This is a genomic window from Aquibium oceanicum, from assembly GCF_001889605.1.
GTDB classification, from domain to species: Bacteria; Pseudomonadota; Alphaproteobacteria; order Rhizobiales; family Rhizobiaceae; genus Aquibium; species Aquibium oceanicum.
This window is the reverse complement of record NZ_CP018171.1, coordinates 1,221,428-1,238,977: the sequence shown is the minus strand read 5'-3', so window position 1 is coordinate 1,238,977 and position 17,550 is coordinate 1,221,428. Positions and strand designations below refer to the sequence as shown.

The 17,550-nt window shown below is 65.7% G+C and carries 16 protein-coding genes and 1 tRNA gene; 11 read left to right on the top strand and 6 right to left on the bottom strand.

The genetic code is table 11. From position 1 onward, the window contains the following. The first annotated feature begins 118 nt into the window (after window positions 1–118). Window positions 119–1,393 carry a threonine ammonia-lyase IlvA gene (gene ilvA, locus BSQ44_RS06190; RefSeq protein WP_072602418.1) on the top strand — a complete coding sequence of 425 codons (1,275 nt, stop codon included), beginning with the start codon at window positions 119–121 and terminating at the stop codon, window positions 1,391–1,393. A 38-nt stretch (window positions 1,394–1,431) separates the two neighbouring features. On the opposite strand, the gene BSQ44_RS06185 is transcribed toward ilvA, so the two are convergent. Next, complete coding sequence (locus BSQ44_RS06185) at window positions 1,432–3,042, bottom strand: sensor histidine kinase (protein WP_157894520.1); 1,611 nt, start codon at window positions 3,040–3,042, stop codon at window positions 1,432–1,434. Between the two features lie 246 nt (window positions 3,043–3,288). Between BSQ44_RS06185 and BSQ44_RS06180 the strand changes: the two genes are divergently transcribed. From BSQ44_RS06180 to BSQ44_RS06150, 7 genes are all read left to right on the top strand, one after another. Continuing rightward, complete coding sequence (locus BSQ44_RS06180) at window positions 3,289–4,152, top strand: helix-turn-helix domain-containing protein (RefSeq protein WP_072602416.1); 864 nt, start codon at window positions 3,289–3,291, stop codon at window positions 4,150–4,152. A gap of 298 nt (window positions 4,153–4,450) precedes the next feature. Further along, window positions 4,451–5,911, top strand: coding sequence for a DEAD/DEAH box helicase (locus BSQ44_RS06175; protein WP_083534528.1), 1,461 nt, complete (start codon window positions 4,451–4,453; stop codon window positions 5,909–5,911). A 109-nt stretch (window positions 5,912–6,020) separates the two neighbouring features. Then, entirely contained in the window at window positions 6,021–7,208 is a 1,188-nt protein-coding gene (locus BSQ44_RS06170) for an MFS transporter (protein WP_072602414.1), read from the top strand. Between the two features lie 98 nt (window positions 7,209–7,306). Further along, window positions 7,307–7,804 carry a xanthine phosphoribosyltransferase gene (gpt, locus tag BSQ44_RS06165; protein ID WP_072602413.1) on the top strand — a complete coding sequence of 166 codons (498 nt, stop codon included), beginning with the start codon at window positions 7,307–7,309 and terminating at the stop codon, window positions 7,802–7,804. A gap of 261 nt (window positions 7,805–8,065) precedes the next feature. Further along, complete coding sequence (locus BSQ44_RS06160; protein ID WP_072602412.1) at window positions 8,066–8,542, top strand: NUDIX hydrolase; 477 nt, start codon at window positions 8,066–8,068, stop codon at window positions 8,540–8,542. Between the two features lie 120 nt (window positions 8,543–8,662). After that, entirely contained in the window at window positions 8,663–10,231 is a 1,569-nt protein-coding gene (locus BSQ44_RS06155; RefSeq protein ID WP_072602411.1) for an inorganic phosphate transporter, read from the top strand. Between the two features lie 11 nt (window positions 10,232–10,242). Beyond that, window positions 10,243–10,740, top strand: coding sequence for a GFA family protein (locus BSQ44_RS06150; RefSeq protein ID WP_072602410.1), 498 nt, complete (start codon window positions 10,243–10,245; stop codon window positions 10,738–10,740). Between the two features lie 2 nt (window positions 10,741–10,742). Here BSQ44_RS06150 and sufA read toward each other — a convergent pair whose 3' ends face one another. The 5 genes from sufA to BSQ44_RS06125 all read right to left on the bottom strand — a co-directional run bounded on the left by sufA (window position 10,743) and on the right by BSQ44_RS06125 (window position 14,767). After that, on the bottom strand, window positions 10,743–11,129 hold the full coding sequence (gene sufA, locus BSQ44_RS06145; RefSeq protein ID WP_072602409.1) for a Fe-S cluster assembly scaffold SufA: 387 nt from the start codon (window positions 11,127–11,129) through the stop codon (window positions 10,743–10,745). Window positions 11,130–11,303: 174 nt separating this feature from the next. Then, window positions 11,304–12,764, bottom strand: coding sequence for a trigger factor (gene tig, locus BSQ44_RS06140; protein WP_083534526.1), 1,461 nt, complete (start codon window positions 12,762–12,764; stop codon window positions 11,304–11,306). Window positions 12,765–12,847: 83 nt separating this feature from the next. Next, a tRNA-Leu gene (locus tag BSQ44_RS06135) sits at window positions 12,848–12,932 on the bottom strand. A gap of 153 nt (window positions 12,933–13,085) precedes the next feature. Further along, a complete protein-coding gene (locus BSQ44_RS06130; protein WP_072602408.1) occupies window positions 13,086–13,664 on the bottom strand; it encodes a GDYXXLXY domain-containing protein in 579 nt (192 codons plus the stop codon). Next, window positions 13,661–14,767, bottom strand: coding sequence for a DUF2157 domain-containing protein (locus BSQ44_RS06125; RefSeq protein WP_335622619.1), 1,107 nt, complete (start codon window positions 14,765–14,767; stop codon window positions 13,661–13,663). Before BSQ44_RS06125 ends, BSQ44_RS06130 begins: the two co-directional genes overlap by 4 nt. 255 nt (window positions 14,768–15,022) lie before the next feature. Between BSQ44_RS06125 and BSQ44_RS06120 the strand changes: the two genes are divergently transcribed. The 3 genes from BSQ44_RS06120 to BSQ44_RS06110 all read left to right on the top strand — a co-directional run bounded on the left by BSQ44_RS06120 (window position 15,023) and on the right by BSQ44_RS06110 (window position 17,505). Then, window positions 15,023–15,163: a DUF1127 domain-containing protein gene (locus tag BSQ44_RS06120; RefSeq protein ID WP_072602407.1), complete on the top strand. Its 141-nt coding sequence runs from the start codon at window positions 15,023–15,025 to the stop codon at window positions 15,161–15,163. 456 nt (window positions 15,164–15,619) lie between these two features. Beyond that, a complete protein-coding gene (locus BSQ44_RS06115) occupies window positions 15,620–17,098 on the top strand; it encodes a cryptochrome/photolyase family protein (RefSeq protein ID WP_235633357.1) in 1,479 nt (492 codons plus the stop codon). Beyond that, window positions 17,095–17,505, top strand: coding sequence for a DUF2177 family protein (locus tag BSQ44_RS06110; protein ID WP_072602406.1), 411 nt, complete (start codon window positions 17,095–17,097; stop codon window positions 17,503–17,505). Before BSQ44_RS06115 ends, BSQ44_RS06110 begins: the two co-directional genes overlap by 4 nt. The last annotated feature ends 45 nt before the right edge of the window (window positions 17,506–17,550 follow it).

The following is a 17,550-nucleotide window of genomic DNA, read 5'->3' as shown; positions in this document are numbered from 1 at the left end:
CCGGTCTTTCCAGTGTGGCGGACCCGTCCCCCGCGGGCCGCTTCGCGCGAGAGTGGCGAGAGACTGTCGTTTATGCAATAGCCCGCGACGACCAAAGGCAGCGGCACGGGAGGACGACATGTCCGACACAGGCAGACAGGACGGGTTTTGCGCCCGCGTGGACGAAGCCGCGACCGCGTTGCGCGACCTCTTTCCCGAAACCCCGCTGCAACTCAACGACCATCTTTCAAAGAAGTACGGCGCGAGAATCTTCCTGAAGCGCGAGGACCTGTCGCCCGTCCGCTCCTACAAGATCCGCGGCGCCTACACCTTCTTCCGCAAGGCGTTGTCGCAGCGCGAGCCCGCCGCCGGCTTCGTCTGCGCCTCCGCCGGCAACCATGCGCAGGGTTTCGCATTCGCTTGCCGGCATCTCGGCAAGAAAGGCGTGATCTTCATGCCGGTCACCACGCCGCAGCAGAAGATCGACAAGACCGTCGTCTTCGGCGGAAAATTCGTGGAGATCCGCCTGACCGGCGACTTCTTCGACGCCTGCCTTGGCGCCGCGATCGAGCATGCAAAGGCGACGGGTGCCCTGATGGTGCCGCCGTTCGACCACGGCGATATCATCGAAGGTCAGGCCACCGTGGCGCACGAAATCGCCGCGCAGATGCCTGAGGGTGAGGTGCCGGACATGATGATCCTGCCGGTGGGCGGCGGCGGTCTTTCGGCAGGCGTCACGCGCTATCTGGCGGAGCTCGGCTGGAAGACACGCTTCGTCTTCGCCGAACCGGCCGGCGCGCCCAGCCTCAAGCGCAGCCTGGAGGAAGGAAAGCGGCTGAAGCTCGCCAGGGTGGACAATTTCGTCGACGGCGCGGCGGTCGCCGAAATCGGCAGCGAGCCGTTCCGCCATCTGAAGCGGTTCGGGCCAGACGACGTGCTCCTGGTGCCGGAGAACAGGCTCTGCGCCACCATGATCGAGATGCTGAACGTGGAGGGCGTCGTCCTCGAACCCGCCGGAGCGCTTGCCATCGACGCGCTGAAGGAGTTCCCGCGCAAGGAACTCAAGGGGAAGACGATCGTGCTCGTCGTGTCCGGCGGCAATTTCGACTTCGAGCGCCTGCCGGACGTGAAGGAGCGCGCTCTACGCTTCGAGGGGCTGAAGAAGTACTTCGTGTTCCGCTTTCCGCAGCGGCCGGGTGCCCTGCGCGACTTCCTCGACCTGCTCGGTCCCGACGACGACATCGTCCGGTTCGAGTACCTGAAGAAGTCCGCCCGCAATTTCGGCTCCGTGCTGATCGGGCTCGAGACGAAGGACGCGAAGAACTTCGTCCGCCTCGATCGGCAGTTCCGCGATGCGGGCTGGTCCTATCAGGACATCACGGAAAACGAAGTGCTGGCCGGCCTGATCATCTGACGGTACGCAACGGAAGACGGCCTCACGAGCCTGCGATTTCAGGCGGCTCCGGAAGGCCCGGCGCTTTGGCCGCCGCGAATCCTCGCCAGCGGCAGTTCGAGGATCCAGCGCACGCCATCGGGATCGTACGAGCAGCGCGCCGTTCCGTTCAGGCTTCCAGCCGTCGCCTGCATCAGGCGGCTTCCGAAGCCGAGGGCATCGGGCTCGCTGACCGAAGGGCCTCCCCTCTCCTCCCACACGAAGTGCAACAGGTCGGCGGCAGCCTCCCCCGACCATCGAATTCGCAAGCGGCCTTCCGGTACCGAGAGCGCCCCGTATTTCGTGGCGTTGGTCGCCATCTCGTGCAGCATCATCCCGAAATCCTTCACCGCGCCCGATCTAATCTCGAAGTTCTCGCCGTCGAGTTCGACGCGATCCGCATCGATGCCGAAGACGTCGAGCTGCGCCCGGATGAGTTCGATCAGCGATGCGTCGCCCCAGTTCCGCGATGTCAGCAGATCGAGCGATCGGGCCAGCGCAGTCAGCCGTCCCGTCATCGCCGTCCTGAAGCTGGCGAGATCGTCGGTCTGGCGCAACGTCTGCGTCATCAGCGCCTGGACGATCAGGATGACGTTCTTCGTGCGATGCGAGAGTTCGCCCAGAACGGTCTGGACCCGATCCTCCGCCTGGCTCCTGTCGAAGGAGGCCTCCGACAGGGCCACCGAGACCCCGTCGATCTCCCGGAATCCGCTGTCGAGCGGAGAGACGATCTCTCCCCGGCCCATCCTTTCGGCCCGCTGGGCGATCCCGGCGATGGACTGCTGGAGCCGCCTGCCGAGGAAGAGACCGCACAGCAGCGACATGAGGAAGAACGCCGTCCCGCCGAGGATCAGGTTGCGCATGCTGTCGGAAATCTGTCCGGCGGCCGACGATCTCGGCCCCCAGATGATGGCCTGCCAGTCTGTGCCCGGCACTTTGGCGTAACCCAGCAGGACCTCCGTATCCCTCGCGCGCTCGGGACCGAGGTCTTCGGCCGCGACCTGGGCGAGCAGCGGCTCCGAGAAGGGCGCACCGGACTCCAGGCCGTTCGAGGAGACCACGACGGCGTTCCTCCCGTCCAGAAGCGCGAAATGCCATTCGTCCGGCAGCGGCCGCTTGCCGAGCGAGCTTTCGAGCACCGTCACGTTCTGTGTCAGGATCAGCGCCAGCGGGCGGCTTTGTGGACCCGGAACACGGAGCATCACGTTGTAGACCCAGGTGCCGCTCGTCTTTCCGAAAAAGACGTCGGAGACTCTCGCCGTGGAAGTCTCCAGGACGGCACGCAGCGTCGCGACGTCGGAAACAGTCGCGAGCGGGGTTCCGAAAGGCACGCGCGTGTTGAGAAGTTGCCGTCCCGCAGCATCCGCCACGATCAGGAACCAGTTGCTTTCGGACAGCGCCTCCGTTCCGCGGGCGTGAAACTCCGCGAAATCGGCCGCCTCCAGTTCCGGCGCTGTGCCCAGGACCTTCAGCGTCGTGGTCATGTCGCGAAGCTGCTGGCCGACGAGCTGCGCCACGGATGCGGCCTCGCGCGACGTACGTCGCTGCAGAGAGGCATATTCGCTCGACCTGAGCTGATCCACGACGACCAGCGCGTAGATGACAAGTGGCAGGGTCGTTACGAGGGTCACGATAACCAGATAGGTCCGCACACCGGCAAACCTGCCTAGCTTGCCCCGTCTCCAGCGCCTTCCGATGGCCATTCCCGAGCAACAGACTGATAAAGGAAATTGCGGATTTCAAATCCGGATTGCGGACACATATTCAAAAAAAAAGCTCGGTGCAATTGCGGAACTTGATATTCTCGCGACCCCGTCCGATACGTCAAAAGACACACCGAGAGGGACTTCGTGGGATCCAGCAACGTAGAAGTAGCCATGAGGGACCGGGCCGCGGCACGCCGCGTCACCCGCAGCCTGGGCAAGTCCATCGATCTCGAGCGGATGGAGTTCGGTGATCTCGGAGCGTTCGACTATCGCTGGGCGGGCGAACGGTACTACCTCGCGCTTCACCAGATCCAGCTGCAGGATGGCGAGACGGAGGTCGAGAGCCTCCGCAAGTCCACGATCACCGATCTGCGCAACCGCATCACCTATGCGCCGGCCGACTGCTCGGTCACGGGCTGGACGTCGCTGAAGGGTGCGAAGAACGGCTATCTCGCGCTTACCTTCGATGCTTCCAGCCTGGACGAGGGCGATGGGTTCGCGCCGAAAGCCGAGGATCTGGCTCGCCCGCTGCTCTACTTCCGAAGCCAGAAGCTCGCGGCGACGCTTTCCAAGATCGCCGGCGCGGCGTCCGACGAAGGTCCGGGTTCGGCCCTCTACCTCGATCTGCTCGCCATGACGGCCATCCTCGAACTCGGCCGCCTGGAAGTGCGCGTGCCGTCGTGGAACGAAGCCGCGCAGGGCGCGCTTTCGGGTATCCGGGCGCGCCGCGTGGTGGAATTCATCGAGGAGAATTTCGATCGCGCCGTCACGCTGTCGGACCTTGCCGCGGTCGCCGAACTGAGCAAGTTCCACTTCGTTCGGGCCTTCAAGCAGCATTTCGGAACGACGCCGCACAGCTTCGTGACGATGCGCCGGCTGGAGAAGGCGCGATCCCTCCTGGAAAACTCGTCGCTGAGCATCGCCGACATCGGCCTCAGATCCGGGTACAAGACCCCGGAGGGTTTCGCCTCCTCGTTCAGGCAGGCCTACCGGATGTCGCCGTCCGCCTTCAGGAAGTCGGTCCGCGGCGGCTGACGGGCTTAAGGTAGCCGGGCGGAACGGCCGGATCGGGACGGCCCTGCGGCGGTGCCGAACGCGGGCGACGACATTCTCCTTGCTTTTTCCGGGCCTTTCCCCCATATGCGCGGCAGGCGCTTGGGCCGGTTCGATCCGGCTCGTCAGAAATTGACCTCGGTTGCGTCTGGTTTTCCCCTTTTCCGAACACTCGGTCGAGCGGTGAAAAGATCCCCGCGGGCATGAGGTTCGCGGGAACGACAGCGCAGCCGGCCGTAGCCCATCCAGGGCGCGCCGCCTCGTCGTACATCCCGACCCCATGCCCGGCAGGTTGCGCCCCGCCGCGCGCCAGTGCGGACCCAAGATCCGCCGAAAGAAGACGATTTTGAACATTCACGTAAACGCGGAGCAGGAAAACGGCTTCGCTCGCCTCGGCATCACCGGGTCCCTCCTGAAGGCAACGGAACGCGCCGGGTACACCTCGCCCAAGCCTATCCAGGAACAGGCGATCCCTCCCTACCTCGCCGGACGTGACGTCCTGGGCATCGCCCAGACCGGTTCCGGCAAGACGGCGGCGTTCGCGCTGCCGATCCTCACCAAGATCATGGCGCTCGGTGCGCATCGCAAGCCGAAGAGCCCGCATGCGCTGATCCTGGCACCGACGCGCGAACTCGCGGTCCAGATCGACGAGACCTTCCGCGCGCTTGCCAAAGGTGCGCACATTGTAACGGCACAGGTGCTCGGCGGCGTTTCGCGCTTCAGCCAGGTCAAGCGCCTGCGCGATGGCGTCGACGTGCTCATCGCGACGCCCGGCCGGCTCATCGACCTGGTGCGCGAAGGTGACGTCAAGCTCGACCAGACTCGCTGGCTTGTGCTCGACGAGGCCGACCGCATGCTCGACATGGGCTTCATCAACGACGTCAAGCGCATCGCCCGCGCCACGCATCCCGAGCGCCAGACGACGCTGTTCTCGGCCACCATGCCCGAGGAGATCGAGAAGCTGGCGATGGGCCTGATGAAGGACCCGGTGCGGGTTTCCGTCGCGCCGCAGGGCACGACGGCCGCAGAGATCTCGCAGAGCCTGATCAAGGCCCGTACCAAGCAGAAGCGCGATGTTATTGCCAAGCTGCTCGCCAACGAGGACTACAAGTCGGTCATTGTGTTCACCCGGACCAAGCACGGAGCGGACAAGGTGACGCGCCAGCTCCAGCAGGACGGGTTCTCGGCCGACGTCATCCACGGCAACAAGTCGCAGAACGCCCGCCAGCGCGCCCTGAACGGCTTCCGCGACGGCGAGGTGCGCATCCTGGTGGCGACAGACATCGCCGCCCGCGGCATCGACGTCCCCGGCATCAGCCTGATCGTCAACTACGAGTTGCCGGACGAGCCGGAGAGCTACGTCCACCGCATCGGCCGCACGGGCCGTAACGGCATGGATGGCGCGGCGATCACGCTCGCCGATCCTTCGGAGGCGGTGAAGCTTCGCGCCGTCGAGCGCGTCATCCGCGCCAAGATCCCGCTCGTGGCCGACCATACCGGCGAGCCCGATCCGGCGCCGCGGCCGCGCGTCCCGGGCGAACCGGCGGAGCGTCAGGAACGCCCGAACGGCAACAACGGCCGGCCGAAATCCAACCGGCAGGGACGTCCGTCCGGCGGCAAGCAGCGCTTCGGCGCCAAGCCGGCCTCCGCGCATCACGATGCGGGCCGCGCCGAGGAGCGCAAGCCGTTCCGGCGGCGCCGGCGTCCGGGCGGTGCTAAGTCGCCCGCCCGCGCCGCGTAGCCTTTCTGGTCCACATGCGCCGATCGGTTGGGCGATTGCCTGATCCGTCGGCATGACTTAGGGCGGCGAACCCCGGTGGTTCGCCGCCCTTGTCTTTGGACCCCTGCCCATGGCCGGCATAGCGGCGCTCGCCCTCGCCTATTTCCTGTCGCAGTTCTACCGCTCGTTCCTGGCGGTGCTGACGCCTGCGCTGGAGGCCGATCTCGGCGCGACGAAGGCGCAGCTCTCCTTCGCGTCCGGCGCCTGGTTCATCGCCTTTGCCCTCATGCAGTTCGCCGTCGGGGTCTCGCTTGACCGTTTCGGCCCGCGCCGGACGGCGGCGGTCCTGCTGGCTGCGGGCGGCGGAGGCGGTGCCCTCCTCTTCGCAGCCGCGAAGACGCCCGCCATGATCACCTTCGCCATGACCCTGATCGGCGCCGGCTGCGCGCCGGTGCTGATGGCCTCGCTCTTCATCTTCGCCAAGACCTTCCGCCCGGCGCGCTTCGCCGTGTTGACGAGCTGGTTCGTGGCGCTCGGCTCGCTCGGAAACGTCTCTGGCGCGGCACCCTTCGCGGCTGCGGTGGAAAGCTTCGGCTGGCGCGGCGTGATGGCCGGGCTCGGCGTCGCGACGCTCCTGTCCGCGCTGGCCCTCGTCGCCCTCGTGCGCGATCCGGAACGCGAGACTGTAACGGATGGCCGGAACTCTGGCTTCGCCGGTTTCGGCGAACTGCTGCGGATGAAGGTGCTGTGGCTCATCATCCCGCTCACCGCGCTCAACTACGCGCCGGCCGCCGGCATTCGCGGCCTGTGGGCCGGCCCCTACCTCTTTGACGTCTACGGTGCCGATGCCCTCGCGATCGGCCAGACGACGCTCTACATGGCACTCGCCATGGTCGCCGGCAGTTTCCTTTACGGGCCGCTCGACACCGTGTTCGGCACGCGCAAATGGGTGGTCGTCATCGGCAATGCCGTCAGCGTCGCCACGGTCTCCTACCTGGCGTTAAACCCGGTCGGCAGCCTGTTCGCCGTCACCGTCCTGTTCGTGGTGATCGGCGTCAGCGGATCGAGCTATGGAATGCTGATGGCGCACGCGCGCGGGTTCCTGCCGCCGCATCTCATCGGGCGCGGGGTAACGCTGATGAACTTCTTCTCCATCGGCGGGGTCGGCGTCATGCAGTTCGCGACCGGCGGCGTCGTGACCGCCGCGACGGATGCGGCAGATTCGGCCGCTGGCTACCAGGCGCTCTTCGTCTTTTACGCCGCAACGCTCGCCGCCGCACTCGCGATCTATCTGTTTTCCCGCGACGCCAAGCCCTGAAACGCCGGCCTATGGCGCGAAAGGCAGCATCCCCTTGCCTTTCCATCCCGTTTGCGCTTTAGGCTCGCAGCTTCCCTGACGCCCGCGCGAGACCGCTCATGTCGCTTCCCGAAAAGGCCTTCCCCGTTTCCTGGGACCAGTTTCACCGTGACGCGCGCGCGCTCGCCTGGCGGCTGGCGGGCAGCAAGGGCAGATGGAAGGCAATCGTGTGCATCACGCGCGGTGGCCTGGTGCCGGCCGCGATCATCTCGCGCGAGCTCGGCATACGGGTGATCGAGACGGTCTCGATCGCGTCCTACCACGACTACACAGAACAGGGCGAACTCAAGGTCCTGAAGGAAATCTCGCCCGCGCTCCTGGAGAACGAAGGCGAGGAAGTCCTCATCGTCGACGACCTGACAGACACCGGCAAGACGGCGGGTCTCGTGCGCGCGATGATGCCGAAGGCGCATTTCGCCACCGTTTACGCCAAGCCGAAGGGCTGCCCGCTGGTCGACACCTTCGTCACCGAGGTCTCCCAGGATACCTGGATATACTTCCCCTGGGACATGGGCTTCACCTACCAGCAGCCTATCTCGGAAGGCCATCGCGGCTGAACGCGCCTTGCGCGGGCGTGCGGCTTGCAATCGTGTCCGCACATCACATCTAACCGTCTTGACAAGATGTTCGATGCTGGCGGAGCGCGTCTCGTTCGCCGCGACCGTCAGTATTTCCCGCTCAGAATGGACGGCGTCCCCGGGCGCCCGTCTGCTTCCGGGAAAATTTAACGTATCTGAGAGATACTTCACCGACATCTGGTAGATTGCGGTTCAACAATTAAGCTGGCAAAGTTGATTCGCTGGATTCGAAAGGGAAAAATGCTCCTGAACCAACGCACGTGGCACTCATCCGTCGACCGGGTCCGCCGGTTCCTCGGCGGTGTGCCCGCGCGCGTCCAGGTGGCGGCCCTTCCCTGGCGGGAAGCCGATCGCGGCATAGAAGTCATGCTGATCACCAGCCGCGACACGGGCCGCTGGGTCCTGCCGAAGGGCTGGCCGGAAGGCGACGAAGCGTTGCACGAGGCGGCGATGCGCGAGGCGGCCGAGGAGGCCGGCCTGCGCGGCTCGATCTCCGACAAGGAAAGCGGACGCTACTTCTACGGCAAGGGTCTCAAGTCCGGGCTGGAGCAGCGCTGCGAGGTTTACGTTTTTCCGATGAAGGTGGATCGGGTCGAGCAGAAATGGCCGGAGAAGGGCCAGCGTATCCGCAAGTGGTTCGCGCCCCAGATCGCGGCGAGCCGCGTGCGCGAACCAGAACTCGCCGAACTTCTTTCGGTTTTTGCGCCCTCCGCCTGAGGCTCGCCGCCCGACTCTTCATTTTCCACACGAAATCGGCGCCGGGTCGTGATTGGACCGCCCGATGAACTTGTCGCGTGCTGCGCGGTTCCCTAAGCGGGAGCCTGAGCGGAAGGGATCATGGCCGACATAAGCGAGCGCGCGCGCAAGACGACACTCGACAAGGACCTCGACAAGCTCGTCCGCGTCGAGGAAGCCACGAGCTTCGTCGCCCGGGGTCTGGTGGCACCCGGTCTTGCCCTCTTCTTCATGGCCTTCGTCGCCGTCGCCGTCGCGATCTTCAGCGCCGGCGATCCGGGCGCGATCGCGATCGTGGCCGCCGCCGCGATCGGCGCCTACATGGCGCTCAACATCGGCGCCAACGACGTGGCCAACAACGTCGCCCCTGCGGTCGGAGCGCGGGCGCTCACCATGGGCGGTGCGCTGCTGCTTGCCGCCGTCTTCGAGACGTCCGGGGCCCTGATTGCCGGCGGCGACGTCGTGCAGACGATCTCGAAGGGCATCGTCGACCGCGAGGCGATCGGCGAACCGGCGGTCTTCATAAGCGCGATGATGGCGGCTCTCCTCGCCTCGGCGGTCTGGATCAATCTGGCGACGGCCATCGGCGCGCCGGTCTCGACGACGCATTCCGTCGTCGGCGGCGTGATGGGCGCAGGCCTCGCCGCGGCCGGCCTGTGGTCGGTCGACTGGGGCGTCATGGCCGGCATCGCCGCCAGTTGGGTCATATCGCCGGTCATGGGCGGGGTCATCGCGGCCGCCTTCCTCGCCTTCATCAAGGCGCGCATCATCTATCAGGACGAGAAGATCGCCGCCGCCCGGCGCTGGGTTCCGTTGCTCATCGCCATCATGGCCGGATCATTCGCGGCCTACCTGGCCACCAAGGGCCTGTCGAAGATCGTGCATCTGAGCGGCGGCGGCATCGCGATCATCGGTGCCGGCGCCTTCCTCGTCGCCTGGGGTATCGCGCAGGTCTTCGTCAATCGCCAGTCTCAGGGCATGGAAAACCGCAACCAGTCCCTGCGCAAGCTCTTCAACCTGCCGCTGGTGATCTCGGCTGCGCTGCTCTCGTTCGCCCACGGCGCCAACGATGTCGCGAACGCGGTCGGGCCGCTGGCGGCCATCGTGCAGACCGCTTCCGGCAGCGGCATCGTCGCCTCGGTGCACATCCCCTTCTGGGTGATGCTCATCGGCGCCTTCGGCATCACCTTCGGACTGCTGCTCTTCGGCCCCAAGCTCGTCCGGATGGTCGGCGAGCAGATCACCAAGCTCAATCCGATGCGCGCCTTCTGCGTGGCGCTCTCCGCCGCGCTCACGGTTATCGTGGCGTCCTGGTTCGGGCTGCCGGTCAGTTCCACGCACATCGCGGTCGGCGCGGTCTTCGGCGTGGGCTTCTTCCGCGAATGGTACACGGCGAACTCGCCGCGCCGCCGCGCCTATCTCGAGCGTAAGGTCAACCGGCTGCGGGCCGAGCGCGCCGCAAGCGGGTCGACTGCCGATACGCAGGAGATCGACAGCGACGAAGAGGACGAGCCGGCTGGAGAACCAGCCGTCTCACGCGAGGAGGTCACGCGGCGCAAGCTGGTGCGGCGCGCCCATTTCTCCACCATCGTGGCGGCATGGCTGGTCACCGTGCCGGCAACGGCCGCGATTGCCGGGGGCCTCTTCCTCGTGCTCGAACAGCTCAGATAGGAGATTTGCGCATGCCGATACTTCTCAAGGGATCATGCCGCTGCGGCACCGTCCGCTTCGAGGTGGAAAGCAACACGCCGGTCCCCTACCAGCTTTGCTACTGCTCGATCTGCCGCAAGCAGCAGGGCGGCGGCGGGTTCGCCATCAATCTCGGCGCGAATGCGAAAACGATGAAGGTCACCGGAGAGGAACATCTCGGCCTCTACCGGGCGGAGATCGAGGACGAGGAGCGGCCGACCTGCGAGGTGTCCACCGGCGAGCGGCGCTTCTGCCGCGAATGCGGCTCGGCGCTGTGGCTCTACGATCCGACCTGGCCGGATCTCGTCCATCCCTTCGCCTCGGCGATCGACAGCGAACTGCCGGTGGCGCCGGAGCGCGTCCATCTGATGCTCAAGTACAAGCCGTCATGGGTGGAACCGGACGTCCGCGAGGGCGACAGCCGCTTCGACCTCTATCCGGAGGAGTCCATCGAGGGCTGGCACCGGAAACGGGGTCTGTGGGTCGACTGACCTCAGGCCGCGCTGGCCGCGCGGGCTTCCGCCAGCGCCTTCAGGTCGGCGGGCTTCAACTCGACGGACTCGCCGCAGCCGCAAGCCGACGACTGGTTCGGGTTGGTGAAGGTGAAGCCGGAGCGCAACCTGGTCGTCTCGAAGCCCATCTGCGTGCCCAGGAGAAACAGCGACGCCTCGGGCGCGACATAGACGTGCGCGCCCTCGTGTTCGACGTGGTCGTCGCGGGAATCCGGCTCGTTCACCAGATCGACCGTGTACTCCATGCCCGCGCAGCCGCCCTTCTTGACGCCGACGCGAATGCCGGTCGCGCCCTCGCGGCCAGAGACAATCTCGCGCACGCGGCGCGCCGCGTCCGTCGTCATCGTCATCACCTGGAATCGGCCCATTTCTCTCTCCATACGAATGGGCAGGCCCAAAATCGCACCTGCATGTCTTCCCCCTAAAATGGGGGATAGGCGCCAAACGCGCAAGGGTGGCGAAGCCATCCGGCCGCGCCACCCTTGCTGGGTTCGATGGAGCCGCCCGACCGCTTGAGCGCGGTGGCGGCTCTTCGTGCCGTGCTACTCGGCGCCGTCTTCGGCGACGGCTTCGCTCTCGGCGGCCTTCGCCTTCTTCTTCGGAGCGGCCTTCTTCTTCGGCGCTGCTTCCTTTTCGGAAGCCGCCTCGGCCTTGGCCTCATCCGCCTCGTCGTCCGCCAGAAGCTCTTCCTTCGAGACCTTCTTGTCGGTGACGTTGATCAGGGTCATCAGGTGGTCGACGACCTTCTCCTCGAACAGCGGCGCGCGGAATTCCGCCAGCGCGGCCGGGTTCTTGCGGTAGAAGTCGTAGACCTGCTGCTCCTGGCCGGGGTAGCGGCGTACCGTCTCCATGAGCGCACGCTGCATCTCCTCGTCGGACACCTGCACGCCCGCCTTGTCGCCGATCTCGGCCAGAACCAGCCCGAGGCGGACGCGGCGTTCAGCGAGACGCTGATACTCGGCGCGCGCCTCCTCCTCGGTCGTGTCCTCGTCGGTGAAGGTCTTGCCGGCGGATTCGAGATCGCGCGTCACCTGATTCCAGATGTTGGTGAACTCCGCCTCGACCAGCTTCGAGGGGGCCTCGAACTTGTAGGTCTCGTCCAGCGCGTCGAGCAACTGGCGCTTCACCTTCTGGCGTGTCACCGTGCCGAACTGGCTCTCGAGTTGCCCCTTGATGATCTCGCGCAGGCGCTCGAGCGAATCCAGTCCCAGCGACTTGGCGACCTCGTCGTTGAGCTCGATCGCCTCCGGGGAAGCGATTTCCGACACCTTGACGTCGAAGGTCGCGGCCTTGCCCGCGAGATGGGCCGCCTGGTACTGCTCGGGGAAAGTCACCTCGACCACCTTCTCGTCGCCGGCCTTGGCGCCGACCAGCTGGTCCTCGAACCCCGGGATGAACTGGTTGGAGCCGATCACGATGTTGGCGCCGCTGTCGGCCCCGCCCTCGAAGGGCTCGCCGTCAACCTTGCCGACGTAGTCCATGGTCACGCGGTCGCCGGTCTCGGCCTTGCCGTCCTTCGGCGTATAGGTGCGCGCCGATTCGGCGACCCGCATCGCCTGCTCGTCGATTTCGGATTCAGGGACGTCGTAGACCTCGCGCGTCACGGAGATGCCGGACACGTCCTGGATCTCGATGGGCGGGATGACCTCGTAGGCGATGGAGAATTCGAAGTCGGCCTGGCCGGCGAGGATCTTCTCGGCTTCGGACTCGTCCTCGGTCATCTTGACCTCGGGCTGCATGGCGGCCTTCTCGCCGCGCTCCTTGATGATGGAGCCGGTCGAGTTGGAGAGGATCTCGTTGACCACCTCGGCCATGACGGACTTGCCGTAGACCTTGCGCAGGTGGTTGACCGGCACCTTGCCGGGACGGAAGCCGTTGATGCGCACCTTGCCCTTGGCGTCCTGAAGACGTTCCAGCAGCCGCGCTTCCATGTCCTTTGCGGGGACCACCACCTGGATCTCGCGCTTCAGCCCAGTGTTCAGCGTCTCGGTAACCTGCATCATCAAACCTTTGTCTTCACGAATTCCGGGGCGGAACGGCTCTTTCCGTTTCGCCTGCCGGATTCCTTGGGCCGGGAGTGGCTTTCTGGTGCGGGTGGAGGGACTTGAACCCCCACGGCTTGCGCCACAGGAACCTAAATCCTGCGTGTCTACCAGTTCCACCACACCCGCTCAGGAAGCAAACGCGCCTCCCGAAGCGGGGCGTCTATATCACCGCGCATCACGGCTTCAAAGGGGAAACACCCCAGAAATGCGGCTTTTTTCGCGCTTGGCTGGCGAATTGCTTCCCACTTCCAGCCCGCGCGATGCTTATGCTCGCCACGTTCAGTAGAGCGGCTCCTCGTAAAGGCGTGTTTTGCCGTCGAAGAATGCCTTGATCTGGGCCGTTCCGCCCTCCCCGATGGCAGCCAGGATCATGAAGGGTCGCTCGCGCATGTCGCGCTCGATCTCGCGTCCCTCGCCTTCGGGAAGATAGAAGCGTTCGATGCCGTAGGACAGCCGAACCTGGTCGATCGCCGCGAATGCGGTGTCGATCGTACCGGCGATCTCGACCTGGCCGTCGGGCATCGCGGACGCTTGCGTTTCTGCGAGCCGCGCGCCAACCGGACGCCACAGCCCGTCGTCGCCCGGCGCCAGACGGACCAGCACCGGCGTTCCCTTTGCGGCGTCGGCGTCGGCGAGCGGCGGCTCGAAGAGCGTTCTGGGGACGGACGAGATCTCGTAGCCCAGCCGCACGTAGTCGCCGCGCAGGAGGTCGCGCGGATCGACCGGCTCGACCTTCAGCATGACCTCCGCGCCATCGCGCAGGATCGTGGCCCGCCCCTGGATGACCGAGAAGAGGAACCCGATCTGCAGCGCGGAGACTATGAGCGCGCCGACGACGAGTTGCATCGAACGCTTCATGCCGCGCCTCCCTGCACCGGGGCCTTCATCCGCCGCTCGAACCGCGTGATGACCATGGCGAGGACGGCGAGCAGCAGACCCGTGGCGATCAGGAACCCCGCGGTCCCGAGCATGGTGCCGACCGTCGCCAGGTAGACGATGCACAGTTCGATGCCGAACACCGTATAGGCGAGCCACCGCAGCCTGCGGCTCTCGCGGCCGCCCAGCACCAGTGCGCCCACGCTGCCGCCGAAAGTGATCAGCGCGGCGAGCATGAAAGCCGGCTGGTCCATCACCGCGAACTGCACGAAGGACATGCCCGCCACGAAGCCCAGCAGCCCGTGAATCGGCGCGCCCCCGCCGAGGCGAAGGAGACGCTCGACGCCATCCGGCCGGACGCTCGCCGCGACGAAGAATGCGGCCGACACGAGCGCCGTCAGGATCGGGATCGCCAGCTGCTCGGTGCGCAGATAGGCCAGTGACGCATACATAATGAGCGACAGCACGAGCAGGTGCCGCCCCGCGCGGGCGCCGGTCCACAGGGAAACCACCCACAGCACGGCCAGCACGAGCAGGTATTCGTTCGGCACGTCCGCGGCGCTCCAGAAATCCCACGTCTGCGCCCACAGCCAGGCGGCCGCAATGACCACCGCCGCCACCGTCGACGCCGCCGAGCGCAGGATCACCGCCGCTACCGTCACACCCGCGCACCAGACGAGCAGCGCCTGCGCCTCATCTCCCGAAAGATGGTACATCTGCCCGATGAGCGCGATCGAACCGCCGAAGGCCGCGCCGCCGATCAGAAAAGCCGCCTCGCCGGCTGAGACCCTGCCGGCCAGTTTGAGAAGAGCGCCGCCGGCATAACCGGCCAGGATGAGTGCAAACAGCAGGCCGGCCCGGGTGACGCGCGGAAACGCGGACCAGTTCGCCGCCACGAAGATCAGGATCGCTGCTCCCAGGAGCAGCGCGGCGAGCACCGCCAGGACGCCGCCGAAACTGAAGCCGCGTGACGTCCGGCCCTCGACGTCGTTGCGTAGAGCCTGCGCGGTCGGTGCATCGATGAGTCCCTCGGCAAGCCAACGCGAGATGTCCTGCCTGACCCTGGAACCGTATGAAGCCATCATCCCTCATCCATCGCGGGCGCTCTCGGTCGCGATGCCGGCAAATCTATGTCGCGCCCGCGTATCGCGCCGATGGCGCCAATGCGCGCGTTCCGATACCGGGATGCGGGATACTCACTTGCCCGTTAATTTATGTTGCATTGCACAAAACGCATTGCTGCTATGCAACAACCGCGCTTCAAATGCCGACGGGGCGCGACTATCTTCCAATCAACAAGAGAACAGCCGAAACGAAAACTACCCGAAAGAAGACGTGTTATGAACCTTGTCCGCAACTACCGCAACTGGCGCCGCTATCGCGACACCGTGAACGAGCTGAGCCGCCTTTCGAACCGCGAACTGAGCGATCTGGGGATTGCCCGCGGAGACATTTCCTTCGTCGCTCGCAAGTCGATCTGACGAAGTACGGAATTTCGCCAGAGCCTACCTCCTCCCAGGTTCTGACGGATACGGCCGGCATCCACCTCCTCCCGGGTGCCGGCCGACAAATCAGCACCCGCCGAACCTCCTCCCTCGGCGGGTGCTGTCCTCCCTCACCGGAGGTTGACAGATTGCAGAATTCCGTCGGGATCTACCTCCTCCCAGTGAACGACGGATAGGCCGGCACCCACCTCCTCCCGGGTGTCCGCCACACAAACGACACCCGCCGGACCTCCTCCCCCGGCGGGTGTTGTTTTTTCCGGCATCGCCATCGGCCAGGCCGGCAAAGGATATCCTTCCGATCGCGACCATCGCTCCGGCAGGCCGGATTGATCCTTCCGCGGCATAGCCGCGTAGAAGGGTTCGACCGTCCGGAGGAGGTTGGCCCGTGTCACCAAAAACAGAACCGCATCCCGCCGCAACGGCGCTGCGCGCGTGAGCATCGGACCCGTGGCTTCTCCCGTCATCGTTCTGTTCCGGCGCGACCTTCGCATCCGCGACAACGGCGCGCTTGCCGCCGCCGCCGACAGCGACCGCCCCGTGCTCCCGATCTTCATTCTGGACGAGGAAAGCGAAGGCGTTCGACCCATCGGCGCGGCGAGCCGATGGTGGCTGCACCATTCGCTGCATGGCTTGCAGAAGGCACTGAACAAGGCCGGCGCCGGACTGGTCCTGAAACGTGGCCGGACGGCCGACGTCGTTGAAGAGGCGATCAAGGTCAGCGGTGCCGACACGGTCCTGTGGAACCGCCGCTACGATCCGGCGGAAGCGGCCATCGACGCGGCCCTCAAGACGAGCCTGCGCGATAAGGAACTCGTGGCACGAAGCTTCGACGGCGCGCTGATGCACGAGCCGTCCCTGCTCCAGACCGGATCTGGCGGTTTCTACAAGGTCTACACCCCCTTCTCGAAAGCGCTGGAGAGCAGCGTGGAGCCCCGCGACCCGATCGACCCGCCCTCTTCGGTCAAGGGCTGGAAAGGTCAGCTGGAAGGCTTGGCGCTCGATGAACTCGAACTCCTGCCCACGAAGCCCGACTGGTCCGGCGGCCTGCAGGAAAGCTGGACTCCCGGCGAGGACGGCGCCCGACGCCGCCTCCGGGAGTTCGTCGAGGACGATCTGTCGGATTACGAACGCAGCCGCGACATCCCGGGCAAGGCCGGAACCTCCGGTCTCTCGCCGCATCTGACCTTTGGCGAGATCACCCCGTTCCAGATCCTCGCCGCGCTGAAGAAGTTCCATGGCGCCGGCGCGGCGAAATTCCGCAAGGAACTCGCCTGGCGTGAATTCTCCTACCATCTCCTGTTCCACAACCCGCATCTGCGCGAGCGGGCATTCCGGCCCGAGTACGAAGCGTTCGAGTGGCACCGCGACGCGAAGGCGCTGAAAGCGTGGCAGCGGGGCCTCAGCGGCTATCCGATCGTCGATGCCGGGATGCGCCAGCTGTGGCACACGGGATGGATGCACAACCGCGTACGCATGATCGCGGCCTCCTTCCTGATCAAGGATCTCCTGATCGACTGGCGCGACGGGGAACAGTGGTTCTGGGACACGCTCGTCGACGCCGACCCGGCCAACAATCCCGCCAGCTGGCAGTGGGTCGCGGGCAGCGGCGCCGACGCCGCCCCCTATTTCCGCATCTTCAATCCCGTTCTCCAAGGCGAACGGTTCGATCCGGGCGGCGACTACGTCCGCCGCTGGGTGCCCGAAATCGCCAAACTTCCCGACCGCTTCGTCCAGAAGCCCTGGGAGGCGTCCGCCGCGGTGCTGAAGGACGCGGGCGTGACGCTCGGCGAGACCTATCCGTCGCCGATCGTGGATCACCACGCCGCCCGCGACCGGGCCATGGAAGCCTACCGGGCCGTACGGTCCGACGACACGCAACAACCACAAGCCAGGAAGAGGAAGGCATCATGACGAGATACGCGGTCGCCTACGTGGCAACCTTCATCATTTTCCTCGGCATCGACGCCGTGTGGCTGTCGACCATGTCGCAGCGCCTCTACCGTCAGTATCTCGGAGACGTACTGGCCGAGAATTTCAGTCCCGTGCCGGCGGTCGTGTTCTATCTGCTTTATGTCGTCGGCATGATCATCTTCGCCCTGTCGCCCGCCTTTGCCACCGGCAAATGGACGACGGCAGCGCTCTACGGCGCGCTGTTCGGCTTCTTCGCCTATGCGACCTACGACCTGACCAGCCATGCGACGATCCGCGGCTGGCCGGCGATCATCACCGTGGTCGACATCGCCTGGGGTACGCTGGTCACGTCGGTCTCGGCGGCACTCGCCTTCATCGTGGTCCAGTATTTCTATCCGCAGACCTGACGGCGCCGGCCCGCTCCGGGCAGCAGCCGCGTTCAGTCGCGGGTC